The organism is Citreicella sp. C3M06, assembly GCF_018860705.1.
In the GTDB taxonomy this organism is placed as follows: Bacteria; Pseudomonadota; Alphaproteobacteria; order Rhodobacterales; family Rhodobacteraceae; genus Salipiger.
On record NZ_JAHKQA010000038.1, the window covers coordinates 131097 to 153718 of the forward strand.

Sequence of the window (22622 nt, forward strand, 5' to 3'; positions counted from 1 at the left end):
GATCGTCAAAGGTGAAGGAGTCGCCCTATGTTGGGGATCATTGGGATCGTCGTGATTTTTGCCATGGTTTTCGGCGGTTACATTCTCGCTGGGGGCAAGCTTGGCATCATTCTCAAGTCGCTTCCCTTCGAAATGATGATGATCGGTGGCGCCGCTCTTGGCACGTTCCTGATCGGCAACGATATAGGTGTTGTGAAGCATACGCTGCAGGACATCGGCAAGGTCTTCAAGGGCGCCAAGTGGAAGCCGCAGGACTATCGTGATCTGTTGTGCCTGCTGTTCGAGTTGATCCGTCTCGCGCGACAGAGCCCGGTTGCCATCGAAGAGCACGTTGAATCGCCGAAGGAATCTTCGATTTTTTCCAAGTATCCGCGGATCCAGAGCGACACGCTCGCTGTCGAACTGGTCTGCGATACCATGCGTTCGATGTCGATGAACTATGACGATCCGCATCAGGTCGAAGAGGTGCTCGACAAGAGAATCGAAGCGCTCGAGCATCACAAAATGCATTCAAATCATGCATTGCAAAGCTTGGCGGACAGTCTACCGGCGTTGGGAATCGTTGCAGCCGTGCTTGGTGTTATCAAGACAATGGCTGCGATCGACCAGCCACCGGAAGTGCTTGGGAAGATGATCGGTGGCGCGTTGGTCGGAACGTTTCTCGGCGTGTTCCTTGCCTATGGCTTCATGGGCCCGTTCGCGACGAAGGTGAAGGCAGTGGTCGAAGAAGACATGCATTTCTACCAGCTGATCCGCGAAGTGCTCGTTGCGAACCTGCACAATCACGCAACGAACATCTGCATCGAAGTCGGGCGCCAGAATACCCCGGCACATTTCAGGCCGAGTTTTACGGATCTCGAAGAGGCGTTGAAATCGGTCAAGCAGGATGCGGCATGACCCGGATATTGACTATCATCATCTTTTTCGTCGCCTTCCCTTCGTGGGCACAGGAGGTACGCGTTCGATCGGGAGAGCATGGCGACTTCACTCGGGTTGTCCTTGACCTTCCGGCCGAGCTCGACTGGTCTGTCGAGCAGATCTCGAGCAGCGCGATCGATGTGATCTTCGAACAAGGCGACCTGAGTTTCGATGTGTCGCGAGCGCTCGAACGTCTGAGTGATGGTCGCGTTACAGGGATTTCAGACTTGTCTGAAGGCCGAGGTGTAAGAATTGCTCTGGGTTGCGCATGCGTGCCACGGTCCTATTTAGCGACTGATCGCATGCTCGTGGTCGATCTTCGCTTGGGCGAATTTGTGACTCGGGAGATTCTCAAGAATCAGCCTTCAGCCAAGCCCATTGGGCAAGCCTCGGAAGCTGACTCGACAACGTCGTTCCCTTCGGGTGTCCGGATAGGCCAGAATCCTGGTATTGGCTTGGAGTCGGGTGAAAATTCCCTGCTTCCAAGTTTCAGCCCGGTAGCAAGCCGTTCAGAGCAAACAGCAAGCCCGGATACTGCACCTGCAGAGGGAATCAATCCCAGACAGTTCGAACAGATGCTTGCGGAGCAACTGGCAACCGCAGCGACGGACGGGTTGTTGGATTCAGCGATGCGTTACATCCCCAAACCGGAAGAGAACGAGGCGACGGTCTCGGACCCCTTCTCTAGCAAAGAGACGCTACAAGGCACCCAATCGGCACCGGCGCCTGCAGTGCGTGCGCTTGAAACTGCCATATCCGGTCGAGTGCCAGGTGACATGCAATCGCGCGTAAGGATCGGTGGTAGCGGGTGCGTACCCGATCAGGAACTCGATTTGGCAAGCTGGGGTGGTGAAGACCCACTGAAGGGCAGCATTCCGGAACTGCGCGGAAAGCTCTTTGGTGAATTTGATCGCCTGGATCATGAGGCGATGATCAAATTGGCCAGAGCCTATATCAGCATCGGGTTTGGCACCGAGGCGCGCGCCTTGCTCGACCTTGAACTCGAGGGCCACGAATCGGTCCTTTACGCGCTAGCGAGAATTGTGGATGGCGATACCGACCGTGCCGGAGTCTTCGCAGGGCAGGGAGATTGCGATGGCGTGGTTTCGTTCTGGGCGCTGATCGGTTCTAAGGATCTGCCAACCAATTCCGCAATCAACGAAAATGCGATTCTCGCGACCTTTGAAGGGCTGCCACTACGTCTGCGAACGTTGCTTGGACCCCGGCTTGCAACGCGCTTTGCCGAGGAAGGCTTGCCCGAACCTGCCCGTAACGTGCTCGCACGCCTTGAACGTGCAACCGGCGGCGTGAACGAGGACATGATGTTCAGTGAGGCGCAAATTGACCGAATCGACGGCTCTCATGCTGATGCGCACCAGGTTTTGAACGAAATCGCCGTCAAACCCGGGCCGAACGCACCGGAAGCCATGGTGCAAGCCATAGAGCTTGCGACAGAGAACCGAGAGACGGTGAACGAAAGGCTAGCGGATTTGTCTGGGGCCTATTCGACCGAGTTGCGTGATACCGAGCAGGGGCCTGAGCTTTGGCTCGCACATTTGCGCGCACTGACGGCAAATGGGCAGTATGATGAAGGCTTTGGTAACCTGTTCGATCAGCCGACATACCCTGAAACCATACGGGCGAAGGCTGCGACCGATCTTCTGACGTTACTGACCGAGCAGGCGCATGATACGGCTTTCTTGAAGCATGCACTCGCATATCCAGACCGCTACGACGGGGTTGCATCTCCACAAAGCGCACTCCTTGTTGCCAGGCGCCTTCTTGATCTCGGTCTGCCGCAGCCTGCGGCACGGTGGCTTGATTTTGCTGGAATTGATAAGCGCGAGCCACAGGTCCGGATACTGCGTGCAATGGCCCATCTCGCCCAGCGTGAACCGGAACAAGCTGAAATATCTCTGGTCGGTCTCGAAGGCGAAAAAATCCTTGGGCTTCGTGCAAAGGCTCGTCGCATGATGGGAGATTATCATTATGCCGCTGAAGCCTATAACAGCCTTGGCGACATACAGGATGCTCGAACTTCGGCGTGGCTGGCCGGGGATCCATCGCTTGCCATGGAGGGCGAGCCGGATGTCCTGAGTGCAGCGATGCAAATGCGCGAGGAACAGATCCCCGATCCTCTGACCAATGCTCCAAGCCTTGCTATCGCTGAAATCCTTGCTGGTTCGGGCGCCGAAACCGTTAACACGATCAGGGCGCTTCTCGAAGCAACGCGGATTCCCGCCGAATGATCTAAGCGGAAGTTACCGAATATAAACCATGCTCAGCTAGCGATGGTCTATCGCTCCAGAAGGGATCGTGGATCACAATGCTCGATCATTCCAGAAAAGATGACTGCCAGACAGGCCGCTCCGAGGCGACCAGAGGACCTTGCGGGCCGTCTATCAGGCAAAACTCCTCAGCAGAGCGCGCCGAAAGTGTCAAACGGCGCTTCAGACGCTCTCTGCCTGCTATTGGGCTCTCCGGCCAAGGAGGGCGCTCTGATGCCTGCTAAGTCGGTGTTCTCTGTCTTCAAGCCTACAGTTCTGCTTGCAGTGGCGTTGATGGCGGTGATCGTGATGATGATCCTGCCAGTTCCGTCCTGGGTTCTGGATGTGGGCCTTGCTGCCTCCTTCGGGCTGGCAATTCTCATATTCACGGTGACGCTGTTCATTGAGCGGCCGCTCGATTTCTCGGCTTTCCCGACCATCCTCCTTGCATCGCTGATGCTTCGGCTTTCGCTGAATGTCAGTTCTACCAAACTGATCATCGGGCAGGGCCATACTGGGACTTCTGCCGCGGGAAACGTGATCGAAGGGTTCGCGAATTTCGTGATGGGAGGCAGCGTCTTCCTTGGTCTTGTCGTGTTCGGCGTCCTGATGATCGTGAACTTCGCCGTGATCACCAAGGGTGCCGCGCGAATGGCAGAGGTTGGCGCTCGGTTTGCGCTTGACGGGATGCCGGGCAAGCAGTTGGCGATCGACAGCGATATGGCCGCCGGTGCCATTGACCATGCCGAAGCAAAGCGACGCCGCGAGATGGAGCAGCAGGAAACCACCTTCTTCGGCTCGCTCGATGGTGCGTCTAAATTCGTAAAGGGCGACGCGGTTGCGGGCCTGCTTATCACCTTGTTAAACATCGTGATGGGTATGATCATGGGCGTGTTCGTCCACGGCCTGAGCTTTGGCGACGCTTTCGAAACCTATGCGATCCTGACCGTTGGCGATGGTCTCGTCTCGCAGATCCCCGCGGTGATCATTTCGATTGCATCCGGCCTTCTGCTCGCCCGTGGTGGCGCAACCGGTGCGACCGATGTCGCTGTTGCGCGGCAGCTTTCGCGTCACCCCGCCGCTCTTTGGACGGTGGGCATCCTGATGGCGCTTTTTGCGCTGGTACCGGGTTTGCCCTTTGTGCCGTTCATTCTTGGTGCAGGCGTGCTTTGCACGATCGGCTATAGCCAGTCGAAGAAGCAGGTCGATGAAGTGGTCGATGACAAGCCCGACGAGCCAGCGGAAGCTCCTCGAAAATCTATCGGTGACGTGCTGGACGTCGATGAGATCCATGTCGAATTTGCACCGGATCTGGTCAACATGGTGCTTGATCCGGGCACGGGTCTCGATATCCGCATCGAGAATATGCGGCGGCACATCGCGTCTGGTTTCGGATTGATCCTCCCCGAGATCCGCCTGACCGACGCACCGGCGCTGGAAGCGGGCACCTATGTGATCCGAATCCATGGGGTCGAGATCGCGCGCGGCGAGCTGAATTCCGATCTTGTTCTGGCGCTCATGCCCGACGATCACGCCCGCCTTCCCGCCGGCAGGGATGTGACAGAGCCGGTGTATGGCGCGCCCGCCCGATGGATACGCCCGCACGATCAGGACCGTGCGGCGATCACTGGCGCCACGATCGTCACCCCGACGGAAGTGCTTGCGACCCATCTTTTGGAAGTGATCAAGCGCAATTTCGGGCGGTTGCTGACGCTCAAGGCTCTGCGCCGTCTGCTCGACGAAATGGTATCCCTGACCAACCCGGTCAGAGCCGAGGCAAACCGCCGTCTGCTTGACGAACTGATCCCGGACAAGGTTCAGATCGACACTCTGCTTCAGGTTCTGCGGCTGATGCTTGAGGAGCAGGTGAGCATTCGAAACATGACCCTTATTCTCGAAGCAATTTCCGAGATGAGGGGGCAGCACAGCAGTCCTGAAGCCATCTGCGAACATGTGCGTCAGCGCATCGGCTTCCAGCTTGTGGCGGGGATGCGTCGCAAGGATGGCACGCTGCCGCTGATCCAACTCGCGCCGGAATGGGAAGATACGTTCTCGACCTATCAGGTCGAGGGCACCCGCGGTGGTCTCGATGTTGCGCTGCCGCCGGATATGTTTGAATCGCTTACGACGGGGGTGGCCTCCGAAATCAATCAGGCGAGCAATCGTGGCATTTTCCCGGCGCTTGTCACCAGCGCACGCAGAAGACGCTTCTTGCGGACGATCCTTGCGGCAAAGGGTATCAGCAACCCTGTCCTTTCCTTTGAGGAAATCGGGATCGAGGCGCGTCCATCGCTTGTCGGCGTGGTGGCGGCATGACCCTGCCAGCCGAGGTCCTCGGGCTGATCTCTGGCTGGGCCTGGCTTGGTTTCATCGTATTCCTGCGGGTCGCGGCGATGATATCAACGCTGCCGGGACTGGGGGAGCAGAGTGTATCGGTCAGGGTTAAGCTGGTTCTGAGCCTTCTTCTGGCGACGATTGTCCTGCCGGCTGCGGCTGAAAAGATCCCGACTGTCGAGCCGGGTTATGGAAACGTGCTCTATGTGATCCTGACGGAAAGCATCTCTGGGCTGATCCTTGGCCTGTGGTTGCGCCTGCTCATGCACGCTCTTCAGACGGCGGGCAGCATCGCTGCGCAGTCAACATCACTTGCCCAACTGCTCGGAAACGCTGGCGCCGATCCGATGCCGGCAATCGGGCATATTCTGACCATTTCCGCGCTTGCGCTTTTGATGATCACAGGGTTTCACGTGAAGATCGCCGCATATGTGATCCTGTCCTACGACCTGTTGCCGCCCCTGCAATTTCCACGCCCAAGCGTGATTGGGCAGGCGGGCAGGCAGCAGATCTCTGACAGTTTCGCGCTTGCCTTCACGCTTGCGGCGCCGTTTGTCATCCTGTCGGCACTTTACAATCTGACGCTGGGGTTCATCAACAAGGCCATGCCGCAGCTGATGGTGGCCTTTATTGGTGCGCCGGTGATCACGCTTGGTTCGATGGCGCTCTTGATCCTGACGTCTCCGGTCATGCTGTCGGTCTGGCTCTCGACGGTCGATCTTTTCCTGTCAAACCCGTTCCGGTGACGTGTCATGGCAGATGATGATGGCGGGGAAAAGTCCCACGAAGCCTCCCAGCGCAAGCTCGACGAAGCCAGAAAGAAGGGCGAAATTCCACGCTCGCCGGATATTCTGACCGCTGCGGCCTATCTTGGAATGCTCGGCACGGGAATGACAGTCGGGGCGAGCAGTCTGGTTCGGTTCGCCGAAACGCTCATGCCAATGATCGAACAGCCTGATCGGCTCGCGGGTCTGTTTTTCAACGACATGGCAACCGCACCGACGGGCGAGTTGATGTCGGCAGTCCTGACCCCGGTGCTGCTCTGGCTGTCGGTTCCGGCGCTGAGCGTGCTGCTCGTCCTGCTCGCGACCCAGAGCCTTTTGTTCACGCCTTCCAAGCTCGCGCTGAAATTCAACCGTCTTTCTCCGATCGAGAATGCCAAGAACAAGTTCGGGCGGCGTGGTTTGTTCGAATTCACCAAGAGCTTTGCAAAGCTGATTTTGTATTCCGTGGTGCTCGGGATGTTCCTGTCTTCGCGCCTCGACGAGATTTCTGGCATTGGCCAGTCCAGTCCGCGTGAGGCGACAGATCTGATGGCGCGGCTGATGCTCAACATGTTGGGCATAGCCGCGATGATCGCGGTGGCGCTTGGATCTGTTGATTACCTCTGGCAACGGGCCGAACATCTGAGGCGCAACCGTATGTCGCAAAAGGAATTGCGGGACGAGTACAAGGAATCCGAAGGCGATCCGATGTTCAAGGCGCAGCGACGCGCCAGAGCGCAGGAAATCGCGATGAACCAGATGATGGCGGATGTGCCGAAGGCCGATGTGATCATCGTCAACCCGACCCATTATGCAGTCGCCCTGACCTGGAGCCGGATGAAGGGCGAAGCACCGGTTTGCGTCGCCAAGGGCGTGGATGAAATCGCCCTGCGCATCCGGGAGGTTGCGGCAGGGGCGAAGGTTCCGATCCACTCCGATCCGCCAACCGCTCGGGCGTTGCATGCGACAGCCAAGATCGGCGAGCAGATCGCTGCGGAGCATTTCCGCCCGGTGGCTGCCGCCATCCGTTTTGCCGAAGATCTGCGCAAACAGGCGCGGCGCAAGAAAGGACCTGAAGCATGAGTTCTGACATTGATGATCTGCTGCGCGTGACGGCTCTTTTGCGAGAGCGCGCGCTTGAGACCTATCGCCGCGATCTCAACGAAGAGCGATTGCATCAGGGCGAACTGGACAGGATCGACGGCCTGCGCAAGCAGGCATTCGATGAAAACGAGTCTGTTGATACGCGTCGCATGCTCGGGATGGATACGCTCTGGCAAGGCTGGCTTGCGAAGCGCCGCGGAGAAATCAACCGGGCGATCGCGCTCTCCCGCGCCAAGCAGGCGCATAGCATCGCCTCGGCACGTCTTGCTTTCTCGCGGGACGAGGCGGCAAAAGAGGTCTCGAGCAAGGAACGGCAAGCACGCAAGGTCGCAAAATTCGCGCATGAGGAAATGCGGCTCGAGGAGCTGTCTCGAATGGTGAATTATGGCCGCGATATCTAACTAATCGAAGGGGTGGCAATGGTTCTGTCGTCGGCTTTGGGTCGCGGCGCTGTCTTTGACAGAGGGCCCATCTCATCCCTCTCCGCGACGTGGCCCGGAAAGCCGACGTTCGAGTTGGATCAGTGCGTCGTGCAGGAGCACCGCGAACAGCCCGACGACCAGACCGCCCTGTACGACGAAGGCGGTGTTGCTGGTCAAAAGCCCGGCGATGATCACTTCGCCCAACGTGCGCGCGGCGACGGTGGAGCCAATGGTGGCGGTTCCCAGCGCAATGACCACCGACAGGCGCACCCCGGCAAGGATCACCGGCAGCGCTAGCGGCAGCTCGACCCGCAGGAGGCGCTGGCGCGGAGTCATGCCGATGCCCCGCGCGGCTTCGAGCGTTGCGGGTGGCAGAGCGGTGAGACCGGTCATGGCGTTCTCGAAGATCGGCAGTAGCCCGTAAAGGAACAGCGCCAGCAGCGTCGGCCCGGCACCGAAGCCCATCATCGGCACCGCGAGTGCCAGCACCGCCACCGGCGGGAAGGTTTGCCCGAGGTTTGCAACGCTGCGCGCCAAGGGCCGGAAGGCAGCACCGAAGGGCCGTGTCACGAGGATGGCGAGCGTCACGGCGACCGCCGTTGCTGCGACAGAGGCGGCCAGCACCAGACCGAGATGGCTCAGCGACAGCGACAGAAGCGAGGCGCGTTCATAGATCACCGGACCGGTTTCCGGCGCCAGCGGCGCGAGCAGCGGCGCAAAGATACCCGGCGCCAGTACAAACGTCAGCAGCAGCCCCGCAAAGACTGCTCTTGCAGCGGCGCCGATCATGTCAGCGCGCCCCGGCGGCGGATTGCCTCCAGCGTCACATGCGCCGGGCCGTTCTGGGAGGTGACCGGAACCGCCTCGCGCCCGGAGCCAAGGCATGCCGACAGCGCGTCGCGCAGGCTGGCGCCTTCGGGCAGCGCTTCGCCGGGCACCTCACCCGGCGAGGCGATCTCGGCGGCGGGGATCAGCGACAGAAGACGCAGCGGGCGGTCGGCCTCGCCCACCATTTCGGCGACAAAGCCCGTTGCGGGGTGGGCAACGATCTCGGCAGGCGCGGCGTATTGCACCAGCTTTCCCGCATCCATCACCGCGATACGATCGGCAAGGCGGATGGCCTCGTCCATGTCGTGGGTGACCAGAAGGATGGTCGAGCCGAGCGCCGTCTGGATGCGTTTCAGATCGTCCTGCGCACGGGCGCGAATGATCGGATCGAGCGCTCCGAAGGGTTCGTCCATCAGCAGCAGATCGGGCCGCGAGGCCAGCGCCCGCGCGACCCCAACCCGCTGTGCCTGACCGCCCGATAATTCGGCAGGGTAGCGGTCGCGAAACTCTTCTGGTGCCATCGAGAACAGCATGAGCAACTCGTCGACCCGCGCGTGGATCTTGTCCGCTGGCCAGCCAAGCAGATCAGGTACCGCGCCGATGTTGCGCGCCACGCTGTGATGCGGGAACAGCCCGTGACCCTGGATCGCGTACCCGATCCGGCGTCGCAAAAGGTGCGGCGCGATGCTTCGGGTGCTGGTGCCGTTGATGCGCACCTCGCCCGAGGTGGGCTCGATCAGCCGGTTTATCATGCGCAGCAGGGTTGTCTTGCCGGACCCGGAGGTGCCGACGATGGCGGTGATCGAGCCGGTTTGTACCGTCATCGACACGCCGTCCACCGCTGCGCTATCCCCCCAGACCTTGGTGATGCGGTCGATCTCGATCATGCCGCGCTCCTTCTTCTGGCTGCGAGCTCGACGAGGATGTCCATCACGATGGCCGCGACCATGGCCAGCAGCACAGTTGGCAGCGCACCGAGTAGGATGAGGTCGGTCGCCGTCTGGTTCAGCCCCTGAAAGACGAAACTGCCGTAGCCGCCGCCGCCGATCAGCCCGGCGATCACGGCAAGACCGATGTTCTGCACCAGTACGATGCGCAGCCCGGCCAGCAGGATCGGCAGCCCGAGCGGCAATTCCACCCGTACCAGCCTTTGCCAAGAGGTCATGCCCATGCCGCGCGCCGCCTCGCGCGCTGCAGCTGGCACGGATTGAAGCCCCGCGACGGTGTTTCCCACGACTGGGAGCAGCGAGTACAACACCAGCGCGATGAAGGCCGGGGCAAAGCCGATGCCCGACAGGCCGATCGCCCGCGCCGCCGGCAGGCTGGCGGCGATCCATGACAGCAGCGGGATCATCAGGCCGAACATCGCCAGCGACGGGATGGTCTGCAGGAAGCTCAGCACTGGCAGAAGCCCGGCGCGCAGAGCTGCCTTGCGGTGACACAACAGACCAAGCGGAAAGCCGATCAGCGCTGCCGCACCGAGCGAACCGAAGGCCAGAGCGAGATGGCGCAGGGTCGCGCGCCAGAACGCCGCCGCGCGGCCAAAGAACTCTTGCGCCACCGACAGGTCAGACAGGGCACCTGACCAGAGCAGGGCCCCCAGCAATGCCAATCCCGCCGCTAGCAGTGCGGCGCGGGCGCGCGGCCCCGGTGCCAACTGCGCCAACGCGTCGGCGAGAAGCAGCAGGAACACCGCCAGCAGCCCCCAGAATCCCGCCGCCGGAGAGACACGCGCGTAAGGCCCGGCCTCGGCCAGAAGTGCGGGCGCTCCGACGGCCAGCAGCAAGGCTGCGCCAGCAAGCCCGATAGCCGCCCCGCCAAGGCGCAGCCATGGCAGCGCAGCGGAAAGGCCCATCGCCAGCCCCAAAACGATGCAGATCAACCCCGGCAAGGTCTCCGGCAGTGGCGCCACGGCCCATGCCGCGATGTCGTCACCGGCGACAATGCGGTTGGCCGCCAAGGTCATGAACGGGGCCGTCAGAAGCGCCAGCCCCGCCACGGCAAAGGCCAGCCCCGGCGCGGACAGGCGCGCCATCTGCATCCTTGCGATCAGTCCAGAACCCCGGCAGAGACCAGATAGTCGCGCGCCACCGCCTCGGCAGGCTCGCCGCCGACCTGGATACGGCCATTGAGCTCCTGCAGGGTCTCCATGTCGAGCGCCTCGAAGATCGGATTGAGCACATCCGGGATAGACGGGTATTCCTCGAGCACGTCATTCCGGACGATGGGCGCCGGTTCATAGACCGGCTGCACGCCCTTGTCGTCCGCCATGACCTTGAGCCCGGTCGCTCCGACCCCGCCGTCGGTGCCATAGACCATCGCCGCGTTGACTCCGGAGGTGCCCCGCGCCGCCGCTTGGATCGTCGCGGCGGTATCGCCGCCCGACAGGATTACCGTCTGATCCTGCGTGAGGCTGAATCCGTAGGTCTGCTCCATCGCGGGCAGCACCGCCGGGGACGAGACGAATTCGGTCGAGGCGGCCAGCTTGACGTCGCCGCCCCCGGCGATCCACGCGCCAAAATCGGACATAGTCGACAGCCCGTTTTCCTCGGCGACGGGGCCAGTGACGGCGATCGCCCAGGTGTTGTTGGCGGGCGCTGAAGCGAGCCAGGTGATGTCGTTCTTCGCGTCCAGCTCGGCTGCCCTCTCGTGTGCGGCGGCAGCATCCTTCCAGATGTCGCTGTCGGCTTCGTTGAAGAAGAAGGCAGCGTTGCCGGTATACTCGGGATAGATGTCGATCTGTCCGGCGAGGATGGCTTCGCGTACGACCTGCGTACCGCCCAGCTGCAGACGTCGTTCGACCGGCAGGCCGGCGTGTTCGAGCGTCAGGGCGATGATGTTGCCCAGAAGACCGCCTTCGGTGTCGATCTTCGATGAAACGGTGATATCGGCATGGGCGGAACCGGCAATCAAGGCGATGGCGGCAGCAATGGCTTGGGATTTCATGAAATCTGTGCTCCTGTCGGATCGTAGGCTCGAATTTGCAGATAAGAGATAGCCCGCCAAGCGTCGGCGGAAAGCTTTGGCGACGTTCGATTCGGCTTCTAATTTAGCCGCGAGCTTGCCTCCTGTCGCATTGGTTCGGATTGAGACATCATCCCAAGGTTTTACGGCTCTCGCGGCGTTTGGGCCGGGAAGGTCATTTCGAGCTGTCGGGTGAGATCGTCATGCTGTCGGGTGAAGGCAACAGTCCTGTACGCCATGCGCACACTTCTGATGCGCGCCACAGGTGTTGCCTTCGCACTCGCCCTGTCACCAGCACTTCCAGCTTGTCGAGTCTCGTCGATATGCACGACATTGCCCCATCCGGATCGCTTTGATCCGTGGGACGTCAGATATCCTGCCGGGCGATCTCGGTGATGAGGACATCGCTGACGATTGATCCAAGCACATTGCGCGCGGCCTCGTGAAGCGACCGGCGAAGGATATCCATGCGCCGGCTCTCGGTGAAATTGCCTTCGAAGCCGCCGATGTTGGCATGGTCGAACAGGACGCGCAGGAATACGTCCCGAAGCTTTGGTTCCTGATTGTAGATCGCTTCCTGCCCGGGTCCCTGAATTTCCAGACTGAGCGACAGAACGACCAGCGACTTCACCCGGTCGCTCGAGACGATCGGAATGACGAATTGATTGTTCAACTTCACATAAGTCGAACTGAGGGTTTCGTCATGTTCGTCATGTGCAGCCTCTGCGTTGTGCTCGCCCGCAGCGTGTTCGTCTGCCGGGGCATGTTCCCCGGCTGCGGCATTCGCCGGGGCTTTCGGAGCGAGGAAGAGTCCGGCACCGATACCGGCGCCTGTGCCGATCAGGGCGAGCAGGACAGGAAGCAGTTTCTTGATCATCAGGCTATCCTCAGAAGGGCAGGACCATGTCGAGCACCTGCTGACCGAGGCGCGGCTGTTGTACGTCGGTGATCTGGCCGCGCCCGCCGTAGGAAATTTTCGCCGATGCGATCTTGTCGTAGGTGATCTCGTTCTTGCGGGTGATGTCGTCGGGGCGAACGAATCCAGATACCAGAAGCTCGCGCATCTCGAAGTTCACGCGAATTTCCTGCGCACCTTGAATGGCAAGAACACCGTTCGGCATCACCTCGGTGATGGTTGCGGCGACACGCAGCGTCAGCTGTTCGCTGCGATTGACGCTGCCGGTCCCGTTCGACGAGCCGCTGCCGCTGATATCGACCGCATTCGCGAGACTCGCGCCCTCCGGCAGGGTCAGGTCCTGCTCTTGCGGAAGGCCGAACAACTGAGGAATCCCGAGGCTTTCAGAGCTCGACCGCGAGCGCGATGTGTTGTTCGAAATCGCAGCGGATTCGTCGAAGTCGATCACCACGGTCATGATATCCCCGGCTTTCATCGCGCGGCGATCGCCAAGGAGCGAGCTTTTCTCGCGGCTCCACAACGAGGCATTGTCCGACGGTCGCGCGGGATTGGAGATGGTCGGAAGGCCGGTATAGGCCATCGCCACGCGCTCGGCGCTTTCCGCTTGCGGGGTGAAGCTGGGGGCTTTGCCAAGATGGTCCATACGGGCACAGGCGGCAATGGGAACGAGGCAAAGAAGAAGCAGGGTTCGAGGCAGCATGGTCACTCCTGAGAGACGGTCACCTGACCGTTTTCGGTCACGGTGCCGAACAGGGTTGTTCGGGACGAGAGGTTCATGACGCGCACACGCTCGCCTGCGGCGGCGCGATCGAGAGCGCGCCCTTCGGTGGCGATGCGCAGCCCTCCTCGCGTGAAGATGAGTTCGACGATCTGGTTGCGGTCGATCAGGGCGGGCACACCGATGGAGCCTTCCATCACGGCGCGACCCGGATAAAGCGCGACCCGCGCCTCCTGCCCGATCACCGACCGAAGATCCGTGTAGGCGCCCGGCACATTGGCGGGATCGATGCCGACGGCGTCAGCGGTGATGAGCTCGAACGCCCGGATGGTCCGCGAGGCGACAACCGTGTCGGCACCAGCCGCGCTGGCGAGACACAGCAGGGGGACAAGAAAGCGCATCAGCGGACCTGGACGGTTGCGCCCATCATCTGGTCGGCGGCAGAGATGACCTTGGAATTGAGCTCGTAGCCACGCTGGGCTTCGATCAGCTCGGTGATTTCGTAGACCGGATCGACCGAACTGTCCTCGAGATAGCCCTGACGGAAGAAGCCGAGGCCCTCTTGCCCGGCCGTGGTCTGGATCGGCGGACCGGAAGCCTCGGTTTCGGTGAACAGGTTGCCGCCAATGGCTTCGAGCCCCTTGGGGTTGGTGAAGCCGGTCAGGGTCAGCTGGCCAAGCATCTGCGCCGCCGCGGTGTTGTCGAAATAGGCGTAAACCTCGCCATCAGCGTTGATCGAGATGCTGGTCGCGTCCTCGGGAATGGTGATCTCGGGCGACACCGCCATGCCATCGTTGGTCACGATCATGCCGTCAGCGTCGCGCTTGAGCGCGCCGTCGCGGGTAAAGCCAGCTTCGCCGGAGGGCAGCGTGACCTCGAAATAGCCACGCCCTTCGATGGCGATGTCGAGATCGCCGCCGGTGTTCGACAATGCGCCCTGCGCCATCTTCATGGTCACCGACGACGGGCGGACGCCGAGGCCAAGCTGTACGCCGGTCGGCAGCATCGTGCCATCGGCTGCATTGATCGTGCCGGCTCTTTGCTCCTGCTGGTAATGCAGGTCGGCGAATTCTGCCCGGCGGGCATTGTAACCCGTCGTGCTCATGTTCGAGAGGTTCTGAGAGATGACCTCGACCCGCATCTGCTGGGCGCTCATGCCCGTTGCGGCGATCTTGAGTGCGCGCATGTTCCGGTCTCCTTACTTCACAAAGGCCTTGATGGCGGCCCGTACCCGTTCATCCTCGCGCTGGAGGAAATTCTGCCCCATCTCGTAGGCCCGCTGGACTTCGATCATCCGGGCGACCTGAAGGATCGGCTCGACGTTGGAATTCTCGACGAACCCCTGCATCACGCGGGGGCTGTCCACCGGCTCGTAGCCGTCGTCGGCGCGAAACAGCACGCCGCCTTCGCGGGCCATGGCACCGGCATTGAGCGGTTGCACAACGCCAAGCTGGCCAAGCGGCGCGCCGTTGCTGCTGAGCGTGCCGTCCTGCCCGACCGCAAGATCGGAGGCATCGGGAGGCACAAAAACAGGGGCGCCGCCGGCATCAAGCACGGTATGGCCGTCGGGGGTCACCATGTCGCCGGCGGCGCTGACGATGAAGGAACCGGCGCGGGTCAGACGCTCGCCGCCCGGGGTCTGGATCAGGAAGAATCCGTCGCCTTCGATGGCGAAATCGTACTGCCCGCCGGTGCGGGTCAGCGTTCCCTGCGCGAAGGAGGTGTTCTTGACCTCGCTCTCGCTCATCGACACCGATCCGCCGGGCGCATCGCTGCGCTGCACGTATTCGGAAAAGATCACCCCTTGCTGCCGGTAGCCGGTGGTCGCGGCGTTGGCGATGTTGTTGGCGATCATCTGCATCTCGCGCGTCAGGCCGCGCTGGCGAGAGAGCGTGGTGTAATCGGAAAGACCCATCTCAGCCTCCTGTGATCATGGGCAGGATGCGATCCTGGAAATAGCTGACGAGCGTGTTGGTCATGAAGCTCATCGACATCCAGAACACGAGGAGGATGGCGAGCAGCTTCGGAACGAAGGTCAGCGTCATCTCTTGGATTGAGGTCAGCGCCTGGAACAGCCCGACCGAGACGCCGGCGAAAAGCGCCGCGGTCAGGATCGGCACCGAGGTGATCGTGGCTATCCACAATCCCTGGCGCAGCGTGTCGTAGAAGATGGCTTCGGTCAGCATGGCTCAGACCGGCATCCGCAGGATTTCCTGATAGGCCTCGACGAACTTGTTGCGCACGGCAACTACCGTCTCGACCGCCAGTTCGGATTGCGCAAGGGCGTTGACCAGCGCATGGGGGTCGGCGTCGCCCACCATCGCAGTCTCGGCGGTGACTTCGGCATCCTTGAGGGTTGTGGCGAAATCCTGCGCCGCCTCGGTGAATTTTTCCTGTACGCCCCCGGTTCCGGGCTGCGGTTCGGTGGCGGGTCGTTGGGCCGCGTATTTCTGCGTGGCAAATAGCGATCGGACGTCCATTCTGGTCTCCAATTCGGGTTATGGGGAAGGGGGTTATCGGCGCAGCAGGTCCATCAGGTTCGAGGACATCTCGCGCGTCTGTTCGAACATCTTGAGATTGGCCTCGTAGCTTTGCTGGGCCTCGCGGGCGTCGGCGAGTTCGATGATCAGGTCGACGTTCGATCCGTTGTAAAAGCCGCTCGCATCGGCCAGCGGGTTCTGCGGGTCGTAGATTTGTTCGAGATCGCTTTGGTCGAGATCAACCTTGCCGGTTTCGACCTGTTGCACGCTGTCCTTGCTGCCTTGCAGCTCGAACGGGATGGTCTTGCGGTGGTAGCCGGGCGTGTCCACGTTTGCGATATTCTCGGACAGAACCCGCAGCCGCGTCGCCTGGGCGCGCAAGCCGCTGGAGGATACGGACAGGGCATCGGAAAAGTCGCTCATATCGGGCTCCTTCGGTTATCGGCCAAGGCTGGCGCGCAGAATGTTGAGGTTCGAGCGGTAGATCGACAGCGCCCGGTTATGCGCGCGAGCGGCATCGACGGCGGTGACCATTTCAGTCTCGACCGAGACAGTGTTGCCATTGGGGTCGATGATATCGCGCCGCTCTTGCGCTTCGGGCATGTCACCGTCGCGACTGCCATTGATATGGCTGTCGCGGGTCGCGCGCTGCGACGACATTTCGTCGCGCACGGTCTTGTCGAAATCAGGCATCTCAAGCGCCCGATACCCGGGGGTATCGGCGTTCGCGATATTCTGCGAACTGATCGCCTGCTGTTTGCCACTATGCTGCGCCAAGGCCATTGCCGTTCTGAAAACGTCCAGATTCTGGAACATCGGGGCTTCTCCCTCGATTTGCTTCAACCAAGGCTTAACGCTGATTCCTTTAGAAATGGTTTGAGAGAAAATAAGGATGCGAGCGAATGGACGACGCAGAGATTTCAGGGCTGAGGTCGCGCATCGCGCAGATCCAGTCGATTCGCGCGGTGGGGCGGGTAAGGTCAGTTGATGGAACGGTAATCTGGGTGCGCGGGCTTGCGCATACGGCCTGCATCGGTGACCGGCTTCGGCTGTATCGCGGCGCTGACACGCTGGATGGAGAGATTCTGAGGATTCGCGACGATCTGGTTGCCATGCTGCCGGATGAGGGCGCCGACGGGGTCTCTCAGGGGGATCGGGTCGCCGTTCTGGGGGCGCCGACGCTGGCGCCTTCGGATGGATGGATCGGGCGGGTCATCGACCCATACGGTGTGCCGCTCGACGAAATGCCGCTCAGTCCCGGTGCGGTTCGGCGACCATTTCGCGCCAGCCCGCCCCCGGCTGCGCAGCGCCGTGGGCTGGGCGCACGCCTGCAGACCGGGCAGGCGGCGTTCGACACGCTTTTGCCAATCGTGCGCGGGCAGCGGATGGGCCTGTTCGCGGGGTCCGGCGTTGGCAAGTCGCGCCTTCTTGCCGCGCTTGCGCGGGGCATGACCGCCGATGTGGTTGTGTTGGCGCTGGTGGGCGAACGGGGCAGGGAGGTGCATGATTTCGTGCATTCTGTGCTTGGCCCCGAAGGGATGGCGCGCAGCGTTGTGGTTGCGGCCACCTCGGATCGCTCGCCGCTGGAACGGCGGCGGTGTCCGCTTGCGGCGATGACCATAGCCGAGCATTTCCGGGATCAGGGGCTGCATGTTCTGTACCTTGCGGATTCGATCACCCGCTTTGCCGAAGCGCACCGCGAAGTCGCCGTTGCTGCTGGGGAAATGCCCGCGCTTCGGGGCTTTCCACCCTCGACCGCGCACCAGATCATGCGGCTTGCGGAACGCGCCGGGCCGGGGCTGCCGGGCTCTGGCGACATTACTGCGGTGTTCAGCGTGCTGGTCGCAGGGTCCGACATGGACGAACCTGTCGCCGACATTTTGCGCGGTGTGCTTGACGGTCACGTGGTGCTGAGCCGTGACATCGCCGAGCGTGGCCGCTTTCCGGCGATCGACGTGCTGCGCTCGGTGTCGCGCAGCCTGCCCGAGGCCGCGACAGACGAGGAAAACAGCGCCATTCTGCAGGCGCGGCAGCTGCTTGGGGCCTATGCGCGGTCGGAAACCATGATCCGCGCCGGGCTGTATCGCGAAGGCGAGGATCCGGTGCTCGACCAGGCCATCCGTGCATGGCCTGAGCTTGACGCTCTGATCGGCGAGGCATCGCCGCATGGCACCACTGCGGCCTTCAATCGTCTGCGCCTGATCCTGCGGCGATCGGGTGCGAAGATGCCTCCGCAGACGCGCAACAGGATGGCCGGGATGCGATGATGGGCGGTTCAGCGCGTGCTGTTACGCTAAACGACTTTCGCCAAAGGGATATCAGGTCTTGCCGGTTTCCGGGGCCGGGTCTCCCGGGGCGGATTTTTCGGGCTCGATCGTCCCGCGTTGAGCCAGCCAACGTGCCACCAGCCAGACGCCAAGCGCCCATGCCGCGCCCAGGGACCAACCTGCCAGCACATCGGACGGCCAGTGCACGCCAAGATAAACGCGGCTGACCCCGATCAGAATGGCCAGAACGGCGGCCACGGCGACAAAGTAGACCCGCACCCGCAGCGATTGCTCTGTTCGCGCCAGCATCACCGCGAGCGTGAGATAAGTGATCGCAGACATCATGGAATGCCCCGACGGGAAGGAGGCGGTCATGACATCGACGCCATGTGGCACCAGATCCGGGCGCGGGCGGTCGAACCCGACTTTGGTCAGATGCGACAGCCCCTGCCCGCCGAGGATCGCCCCCAACAGCAACAATGCGGATGCCCTTCGGCGCAGCATGACAAGGAATGCAAGGACTACCAGCACCAGCAATGACAGCGCTGTCACACCGCCAAGCGCGGTCAGATCGCGCATCGCGACCTGAAGCTGCGGTCCGCCAATCGGCATCGACGGATCGCCCGGCACCCGCAGTGACAGCAACACCGCCTCGTCAAAGGCATGAAGGTCGCCTTCGACCATCTCGGCAGCCAGCCCGATAAAGGCCCAAAGCGATCCGGCGATGACGATGATGGCAATCAGCGTCGTGGCCTCGAGCCGCTGGAAAAGCGCTCGCACCGGTTGGGGCAGGGGCATGGGAGTCTCCTTGTGCTGCGAGGGCAAGATGGCACGAGATGGGCACAAGACAAGCACGAGGCCGCTCCGGAAGGGACGGCCCCGATTGGCGTGAGATCACACGCCCGCCATTTCTATCGCGCGGATCACCCGGTCGGGCAAGGCTGGAAAATCGCGCACCCGCGCACCGGTTGCGTGGGCGATGGCGTTCAGAACCGCTGCCCCCGCACCGGAAATCCCCAGCTCTCCGATGCCCTTGGTCTGGATCGGGTTCGCCATGTCATCGCGCTCTTCGAGGAACACAACGGACATGTCTCCGGGCACGTCGGCATGGGACGGAACGTGGTAATTCGCCAGATCGCGCGTGACGATGTGCCCGGTGCGCGGATCATGTTCCAAGGCCTCGGTCAGGGCCGATCCAATACCCCAGATCATCCCACCAAGCGCCTGACTACGAGAGGTTTTCTCATTCAGAATGCGCCCCATGGCCATCACGCCAAGCATCCGGCGCACCCGGACCTCGCCGGTCCAGACGTTGACCGCGACCTCGGCGAAATGCGCGCCGAACCCTGATGACAGGTGCGATTTCGACGTGTCTCCGGCGGCGATTTCCGCCTCGTGAACGATTTCCGATGACACCAGATCCGTCAGTGCTCTTTCGATATTTCCGCCGCGGGCAATGCCGTCCTGCAAGGCAAGCTCGCCCGGCGCGCAGCCAAGTTGTGCCGCAAGCTCGGCGCGGATCTTTTTCGCCGCGAGGAAGACCGCCGATCCGGCAGAGTTCGCCCCGAAGGAGCCGCCCGACCCCGACGCGCCGGGGAATGACGTATCGCCCAGCCGGACATCGACCTTTTCGACCGGCAGCCCGAGCATCTCGCCGGCGATCTGGCCAAGGATGGCATAGCTGCCGGTGCCGATGTCGGTCATGTCGGTTTCGACCACGGCCCGGTCGCCGAGCAGTCGCACCCGCGCCGCCGATTGCACCAGTGCGCTTTTGCGTGCCGCCGAGGCAACGCCCATGCCGATGCGCCAATCGCCTTCGACCTGTGCTCCCGGTGCACCGCGCCTTGCCCAGCCGAACTGCTCTGCGCCGGTGCGCAGGCAATCCGCCAGCCGCCGCACCGAATAGGCCTGCCCGGTCATCGGATGGGTTTCGGGAATGTTGCGCAGCCGCAGCTCGACCGGGCACAGGCCAAGCTTTTCCGCCAGCTCGTCCATAGCGGATTCAAGGGCCAGCATTCCGACAGCTTCGCCCGGTGCACGCACCGAGCCGCTTGGCGTGCGCGACACCCGCGCCAGCGTTTGCGAAAAGCTGAGGCCGTCGGCACCGTACAAGAACTGCGAGGCCTGCGAGACCGGTTCGGCAAAGCTCTCGCCGGGGAGGTTCGACACCAGATCGTCATGAGAAATCGCCCGGAGCCGACCATCGCCATCGGCCCCAAGCCGTACCCGTTGCAGCGTTTCCGACCGGCGCAGCACCGTGTCGAACACCGTCTGTCGCGACATCACCACTCGCACCGGGCGACCGATCTTCTCCGAGGCAATGGCGGCAGCGACGGCTTCTGGCCCGATGCCCAGCTTCGAGCCAAAGCCGCCGCCGATGAAAGGCGACAGGATGCGCACGCGCTCGGGGTCGATCCCCAGCGAATCCGCCAGCTCGTCGCGGTTAAATCGCAGCATCTGCAACGATCCGCGCAACAGCACGGTTTCGCCCGACCATTGCGCGATTGCCGCGTGTGGCTCCATCGCCGCCGCCGCCTGCGCATCGGTGCGATAGCGCGCGTCGATAGTGACGCTGGACGCCGCGAAGGTAGCGTCAAAGTGGCCTGCGGTTTCGGGATCCTTGTCTTCGCGATCTTGCGCGGCTTCGGGATCGGTTTCGAAGGCGATTTCTTCGTAATGCACTGGCAAGCGGTGGGCGGCGTCGCGCGCCGTTTCCAGACTTTCTGCCACCACAAGCGCGATGGGCTGGCCGTGGTAGAACACCTCGCCATTCGGCTGACAGGGGGCGACTCCTGCCATGCCCTGCGCCGGGTTGCGCAGCAGTCTTGCGTCGGTGATCACGTCGATCAGGCCGGGCATGTCGCGGATCGCCTCGCGATCAAGGCCGGTGACACGGCCTCGCGAGATCGTCGCACGGACGAGCACGCCATGAACGCAACCGTCTGGCAGATCTTCGGCCGCGTAACGTGCTGTGCCTGTGACCTTCTTGGGCCCCTCGGGGCGGCTGAGGGGTTTGCCGACCACGCCTTGGCGCATCTCATCAAGCAGGCGTGGCTGCGCCTCGTTCATACGGAAAATCTCGGTCATCACAGGCTCCGTGCGGTGTCGACGCGCCCTGCAAGGCCGGTTGCCTCGCGCAGGGTCGCAATCAGGGTGCGCCGTAGCAGCGGGCGCTTGAACTCGGTCTCGGGGTGAGGCGCGCTATCGGGCACAAGCTGCGCCGCCGCGCGCGCGAAGCTTTCGTCCGAGGCTTCTGCGCCGGCCAGCAGCGCGTTCACCGACCCGTCGGTCCACGGGCGGGGCGCGATGCCGCCAAAGGCCAGCGAAGCTTCGGCGATGGTGTCGCCGTCCATCAACACCACGGCAGCAACCGATACCAGCGCAAAGGCATAGGAGGCGCGGTCGCGCACCTTGCGATAGGTCTGCGCTGTGCCCGGTCGCGGCGCGGGCAGCACCACGGCGGTGATGATCTCGCCTTGCTTCAAGTCGGTTTCGATGTCGGGGCGATTGCCCGGCAAGGTGTAAAGCTGTGTCACCGGCAGGGTGCGGAGCTCGCCGGACGGGGCGGTGATCTCGACGCTGGCCCCTAGCACCGCAAGGGCGACGGCCATGTCGGACGGATGCGCGGCAAGGCAATCCTCCGAGGTGCCAAGCAGCGCCAGCATCCGCCCGGACCCGCCCTGCGCCGAACAGCCCGTTCCGGGCGCGCGTTTGTTGCAAGCCATCGCCGTGTCGTAGAAATATGGGCAGCGCGTGCGTTGTAGCAGGTTGCCGCCAGTGGTCGCCTTGTTGCGGATCTGCGCCGAGGCCCCGGCAAGGATTGCCCGCGACAGCACCGGCCAGCCCGCCCGAACACGGGGATCCGTTGCCAGCGCGGTATTGGTCACCAGCGCGCCGATGCGCAGCCCGCCATCGTGGTCGTCGATCCGGTCCAGCCCATCGAGGCGCGAGATATCAACCAGTCGCGAAGGGGTCATCACCTGAATTTTCATCAAATCCAGCAGGTTGGTGCCGCCCGCAATGATCGCGGCGGCGTCACTCATCCTTTCGGAGGCATCGTGCAACGACGTGGCACGCTCGTAGTCAAACGGTCTCATTCCTCTGCCTCCGCCGCCATGGCGATGGCTTCGCGGATCAGCGGATAGGCCGAGCAGCGGCAGAGATTGCCGCTCATCCGCTCGGCGATCTCTGCGTCGCTCATCGTGGCCCCGTCCAGCCCTTCGGAGACATAAGACGGATGCCCGGCCTTCAACTCTTCGAACAACGCGGTGGCCGACATGATCTGCCCCGGCGTGCAATAGCCACACTGATAGCCGTCTTTCTCGACAAAGGCGGCCTGCAGCGCGCTCAGCCGGTCGGGTGAGCCAAGGCCTTCGATGGTGGTGATTTCGTCGCCGTCATGCATCGCGGCAAGGCACAGGCAGGAATTGACCCGCACGCCGTTCACCAGCACGGTGCAGGCCCCGCATTGCCCGTGATCGCAACCTTTCTTGGTGCCGGTCAGGTTCAGATGGTCGCGCAGCGCATCAAGCAGCGTCGTGCGCGGGTCGAGCGCAAGCGCATGGCTTCGCCCGTTGACGGTGAATGTCGTCATGGCAATCTTTCTCGTATCTGGCATGTGGCTGGATCGGTTCCGAGCA

At 62.3% G+C, this 22622-nt stretch carries 24 protein-coding genes; 7 read left to right on the forward strand and 17 right to left on the reverse strand.

Annotation, left to right across the window (positions count from 1 at the left end; translation table 11 throughout):
* Window positions 1–27 precede the first annotated feature (27 nt).
* The 6 genes from motA to KO516_RS07655 all read left to right on the forward strand — a co-directional run bounded on the left by motA (window position 28) and on the right by KO516_RS07655 (window position 7788).
* Window positions 28–897, forward strand: a complete 870-nt coding sequence (motA, locus tag KO516_RS07630) for a flagellar motor stator protein MotA (RefSeq protein WP_216003187.1) — start codon at window positions 28–30, stop codon at window positions 895–897.
* On the forward strand, window positions 894–3167 hold the full coding sequence (locus KO516_RS07635; RefSeq protein ID WP_252737463.1) for a hypothetical protein: 2274 nt from the start codon (window positions 894–896) through the stop codon (window positions 3165–3167). The genes motA and KO516_RS07635 overlap by 4 nt, the downstream gene beginning before the upstream one ends.
* A gap of 252 nt (window positions 3168–3419) precedes the next feature.
* Window positions 3420–5501 carry a flagellar biosynthesis protein FlhA gene (gene flhA / locus KO516_RS07640; protein WP_216003188.1) on the forward strand — a complete coding sequence of 694 codons (2082 nt, stop codon included), beginning with the start codon at window positions 3420–3422 and terminating at the stop codon, window positions 5499–5501.
* Window positions 5498–6265: a flagellar biosynthetic protein FliR gene (locus KO516_RS07645; RefSeq protein WP_216003189.1), complete on the forward strand. Its 768-nt coding sequence runs from the start codon at window positions 5498–5500 to the stop codon at window positions 6263–6265. The genes flhA and KO516_RS07645 overlap by 4 nt, the downstream gene beginning before the upstream one ends.
* A 6-nt stretch (window positions 6266–6271) precedes the next feature.
* Complete coding sequence (locus KO516_RS07650) at window positions 6272–7366, forward strand: flagellar biosynthesis protein FlhB (protein WP_216003190.1); 1095 nt, start codon at window positions 6272–6274, stop codon at window positions 7364–7366.
* 26 nt (window positions 7367–7392) lie between these two features.
* On the forward strand, window positions 7393–7788 hold the full coding sequence (locus tag KO516_RS07655; protein ID WP_371742042.1) for a hypothetical protein: 396 nt from the start codon (window positions 7393–7395) through the stop codon (window positions 7786–7788).
* A 72-nt stretch (window positions 7789–7860) separates the two neighbouring features.
* Here the strand turns inward: KO516_RS07655 and KO516_RS07660 are convergent, their stop codons facing one another.
* The 13 genes from KO516_RS07660 to KO516_RS07720 form a co-directional block, all read right to left on the reverse strand.
* Window positions 7861–8598, reverse strand: coding sequence for an ABC transporter permease (locus KO516_RS07660; RefSeq protein WP_216003192.1), 738 nt, complete (start codon window positions 8596–8598; stop codon window positions 7861–7863).
* Window positions 8595–9524, reverse strand: coding sequence for an ABC transporter ATP-binding protein (locus KO516_RS07665; RefSeq protein WP_216003193.1), 930 nt, complete (start codon window positions 9522–9524; stop codon window positions 8595–8597). Before KO516_RS07665 ends, KO516_RS07660 begins: the two co-directional genes overlap by 4 nt.
* Window positions 9521–10672: an ABC transporter permease gene (locus KO516_RS07670; RefSeq protein WP_252737464.1), complete on the reverse strand. Its 1152-nt coding sequence runs from the start codon at window positions 10670–10672 to the stop codon at window positions 9521–9523. Before KO516_RS07670 ends, KO516_RS07665 begins: the two co-directional genes overlap by 4 nt.
* Before the next feature lie 14 nt (window positions 10673–10686).
* On the reverse strand, window positions 10687–11583 hold the full coding sequence (locus tag KO516_RS07675) for an ABC transporter substrate-binding protein (protein WP_216003195.1): 897 nt from the start codon (window positions 11581–11583) through the stop codon (window positions 10687–10689).
* Window positions 11584–11968: 385 nt separating this feature from the next.
* Window positions 11969–12478 carry a flagellar basal body-associated FliL family protein gene (locus tag KO516_RS07680; RefSeq protein WP_216003196.1) on the reverse strand — a complete coding sequence of 170 codons (510 nt, stop codon included), beginning with the start codon at window positions 12476–12478 and terminating at the stop codon, window positions 11969–11971.
* A gap of 10 nt (window positions 12479–12488) precedes the next feature.
* Window positions 12489–13217 (reverse strand): flagellar basal body L-ring protein FlgH, encoded by a 729-nt coding sequence (gene flgH, locus KO516_RS07685; protein WP_216003197.1) that lies wholly within the window; start codon window positions 13215–13217, stop codon window positions 12489–12491.
* 2 nt (window positions 13218–13219) lie between these two features.
* A complete protein-coding gene (flgA, locus tag KO516_RS07690; protein ID WP_216003198.1) occupies window positions 13220–13636 on the reverse strand; it encodes a flagellar basal body P-ring formation chaperone FlgA in 417 nt (138 codons plus the stop codon).
* Window positions 13636–14421: a flagellar basal-body rod protein FlgG gene (gene flgG / locus KO516_RS07695; protein WP_216003199.1), complete on the reverse strand. Its 786-nt coding sequence runs from the start codon at window positions 14419–14421 to the stop codon at window positions 13636–13638. Before flgG ends, flgA begins: the two co-directional genes overlap by 1 nt.
* A 12-nt stretch (window positions 14422–14433) precedes the next feature.
* Window positions 14434–15150, reverse strand: coding sequence for a flagellar hook-basal body complex protein (locus tag KO516_RS07700; protein ID WP_216003200.1), 717 nt, complete (start codon window positions 15148–15150; stop codon window positions 14434–14436).
* 1 nt (window position 15151) lies between these two features.
* On the reverse strand, window positions 15152–15421 hold the full coding sequence (locus tag KO516_RS07705; protein ID WP_216003201.1) for a flagellar biosynthetic protein FliQ: 270 nt from the start codon (window positions 15419–15421) through the stop codon (window positions 15152–15154).
* Between the two features lie 3 nt (window positions 15422–15424).
* Window positions 15425–15715 carry a flagellar hook-basal body complex protein FliE gene (fliE, locus tag KO516_RS07710; RefSeq protein WP_216003202.1) on the reverse strand — a complete coding sequence of 97 codons (291 nt, stop codon included), beginning with the start codon at window positions 15713–15715 and terminating at the stop codon, window positions 15425–15427.
* 33 nt (window positions 15716–15748) lie between these two features.
* On the reverse strand, window positions 15749–16138 hold the full coding sequence (gene flgC / locus KO516_RS07715) for a flagellar basal body rod protein FlgC (RefSeq protein ID WP_216003203.1): 390 nt from the start codon (window positions 16136–16138) through the stop codon (window positions 15749–15751).
* Between the two features lie 15 nt (window positions 16139–16153).
* Complete coding sequence (locus KO516_RS07720) at window positions 16154–16531, reverse strand: FlgB family protein (RefSeq protein WP_216003204.1); 378 nt, start codon at window positions 16529–16531, stop codon at window positions 16154–16156.
* 86 nt (window positions 16532–16617) lie between these two features.
* Between KO516_RS07720 and KO516_RS07725 the strand changes: the two genes are divergently transcribed.
* On the forward strand, window positions 16618–17982 hold the full coding sequence (locus tag KO516_RS07725; RefSeq protein WP_216003205.1) for a FliI/YscN family ATPase: 1365 nt from the start codon (window positions 16618–16620) through the stop codon (window positions 17980–17982).
* Window positions 17983–18033: 51 nt separating this feature from the next.
* Here KO516_RS07725 and KO516_RS07730 read toward each other — a convergent pair whose 3' ends face one another.
* From KO516_RS07730 to KO516_RS07745, 4 genes are all read right to left on the reverse strand, one after another.
* A complete protein-coding gene (locus tag KO516_RS07730) occupies window positions 18034–18780 on the reverse strand; it encodes a phosphatase PAP2 family protein (RefSeq protein WP_216003206.1) in 747 nt (248 codons plus the stop codon).
* A gap of 96 nt (window positions 18781–18876) precedes the next feature.
* Window positions 18877–21069, reverse strand: coding sequence for a xanthine dehydrogenase family protein molybdopterin-binding subunit (locus KO516_RS07735; RefSeq protein ID WP_216003207.1), 2193 nt, complete (start codon window positions 21067–21069; stop codon window positions 18877–18879).
* Complete coding sequence (locus tag KO516_RS07740) at window positions 21069–22079, reverse strand: xanthine dehydrogenase family protein subunit M (RefSeq protein ID WP_216003208.1); 1011 nt, start codon at window positions 22077–22079, stop codon at window positions 21069–21071. The genes KO516_RS07735 and KO516_RS07740 overlap by 1 nt, the downstream gene beginning before the upstream one ends.
* The gene (locus KO516_RS07745; RefSeq protein ID WP_216003209.1) at window positions 22076–22576 is read right to left on the reverse strand and encodes a 2Fe-2S iron-sulfur cluster-binding protein; all 501 of its coding nucleotides are present in this window, start codon (window positions 22574–22576) and stop codon (window positions 22076–22078) included. The genes KO516_RS07740 and KO516_RS07745 overlap by 4 nt, the downstream gene beginning before the upstream one ends.
* Between the last annotated feature and the right edge of the window lie 46 nt (window positions 22577–22622).

Bases quoted from the DNA above. Each gene is read 5' to 3' on its own strand.
- flgA (WP_216003198.1), bottom strand. From the start codon at position 13,636: ATGCGCTTTCTTGTCCCCCTGCTGTGTCTCGCCAGCGCGGCTGGTGCC.
- KO516_RS07645 (WP_216003189.1), top strand. From the start codon at position 5,498: ATGACCCTGCCAGCCGAGGTCCTCGGGCTGATCTCTGGCTGGGCCTGG.
- KO516_RS07670 (WP_252737464.1), bottom strand. From the start codon at position 10,672: ATGGCGCGCCTGTCCGCGCCGGGGCTGGCCTTTGCCGTGGCGGGGCTG.
- flgC (WP_216003203.1), bottom strand. From the start codon at position 16,138: ATGAGCGACTTTTCCGATGCCCTGTCCGTATCCTCCAGCGGCTTGCGC.
- KO516_RS07675 (WP_216003195.1), bottom strand. From the start codon at position 11,583: ATGAAATCCCAAGCCATTGCTGCCGCCATCGCCTTGATTGCCGGTTCC.
- KO516_RS07700 (WP_216003200.1), bottom strand. From the start codon at position 15,150: ATGGGTCTTTCCGATTACACCACGCTCTCTCGCCAGCGCGGCCTGACG.
- KO516_RS07735 (WP_216003207.1), bottom strand. From the start codon at position 21,069: ATGACCGAGATTTTCCGTATGAACGAGGCGCAGCCACGCCTGCTTGAT.
- KO516_RS07680 (WP_216003196.1), bottom strand. From the start codon at position 12,478: ATGATCAAGAAACTGCTTCCTGTCCTGCTCGCCCTGATCGGCACAGGC.
- KO516_RS07660 (WP_216003192.1), bottom strand. From the start codon at position 8,598: ATGATCGGCGCCGCTGCAAGAGCAGTCTTTGCGGGGCTGCTGCTGACG.
- KO516_RS07730 (WP_216003206.1), bottom strand. From the start codon at position 18,780: ATGCCCCTGCCCCAACCGGTGCGAGCGCTTTTCCAGCGGCTCGAGGCC.
- fliE (WP_216003202.1), bottom strand. From the start codon at position 15,715: ATGGACGTCCGATCGCTATTTGCCACGCAGAAATACGCGGCCCAACGA.
- KO516_RS07720 (WP_216003204.1), bottom strand. From the start codon at position 16,531: ATGTTCCAGAATCTGGACGTTTTCAGAACGGCAATGGCCTTGGCGCAG.
- KO516_RS07665 (WP_216003193.1), bottom strand. From the start codon at position 9,524: ATGATCGAGATCGACCGCATCACCAAGGTCTGGGGGGATAGCGCAGCG.
- KO516_RS07705 (WP_216003201.1), bottom strand. From the start codon at position 15,421: ATGCTGACCGAAGCCATCTTCTACGACACGCTGCGCCAGGGATTGTGG.
- flgG (WP_216003199.1), bottom strand. From the start codon at position 14,421: ATGCGCGCACTCAAGATCGCCGCAACGGGCATGAGCGCCCAGCAGATG.
- flgH (WP_216003197.1), bottom strand. From the start codon at position 13,217: ATGCTGCCTCGAACCCTGCTTCTTCTTTGCCTCGTTCCCATTGCCGCC.
- motA (WP_216003187.1), top strand. From the start codon at position 28: ATGTTGGGGATCATTGGGATCGTCGTGATTTTTGCCATGGTTTTCGGC.
- KO516_RS07745 (WP_216003209.1), bottom strand. From the start codon at position 22,576: ATGACGACATTCACCGTCAACGGGCGAAGCCATGCGCTTGCGCTCGAC.
- KO516_RS07650 (WP_216003190.1), top strand. From the start codon at position 6,272: ATGGCAGATGATGATGGCGGGGAAAAGTCCCACGAAGCCTCCCAGCGC.
- KO516_RS07740 (WP_216003208.1), bottom strand. From the start codon at position 22,079: ATGAGACCGTTTGACTACGAGCGTGCCACGTCGTTGCACGATGCCTCC.
- flhA (WP_216003188.1), top strand. From the start codon at position 3,420: ATGCCTGCTAAGTCGGTGTTCTCTGTCTTCAAGCCTACAGTTCTGCTT.
- KO516_RS07635 (WP_252737463.1), top strand. From the start codon at position 894: ATGACCCGGATATTGACTATCATCATCTTTTTCGTCGCCTTCCCTTCG.
- KO516_RS07725 (WP_216003205.1), top strand. From the start codon at position 16,618: ATGGACGACGCAGAGATTTCAGGGCTGAGGTCGCGCATCGCGCAGATC.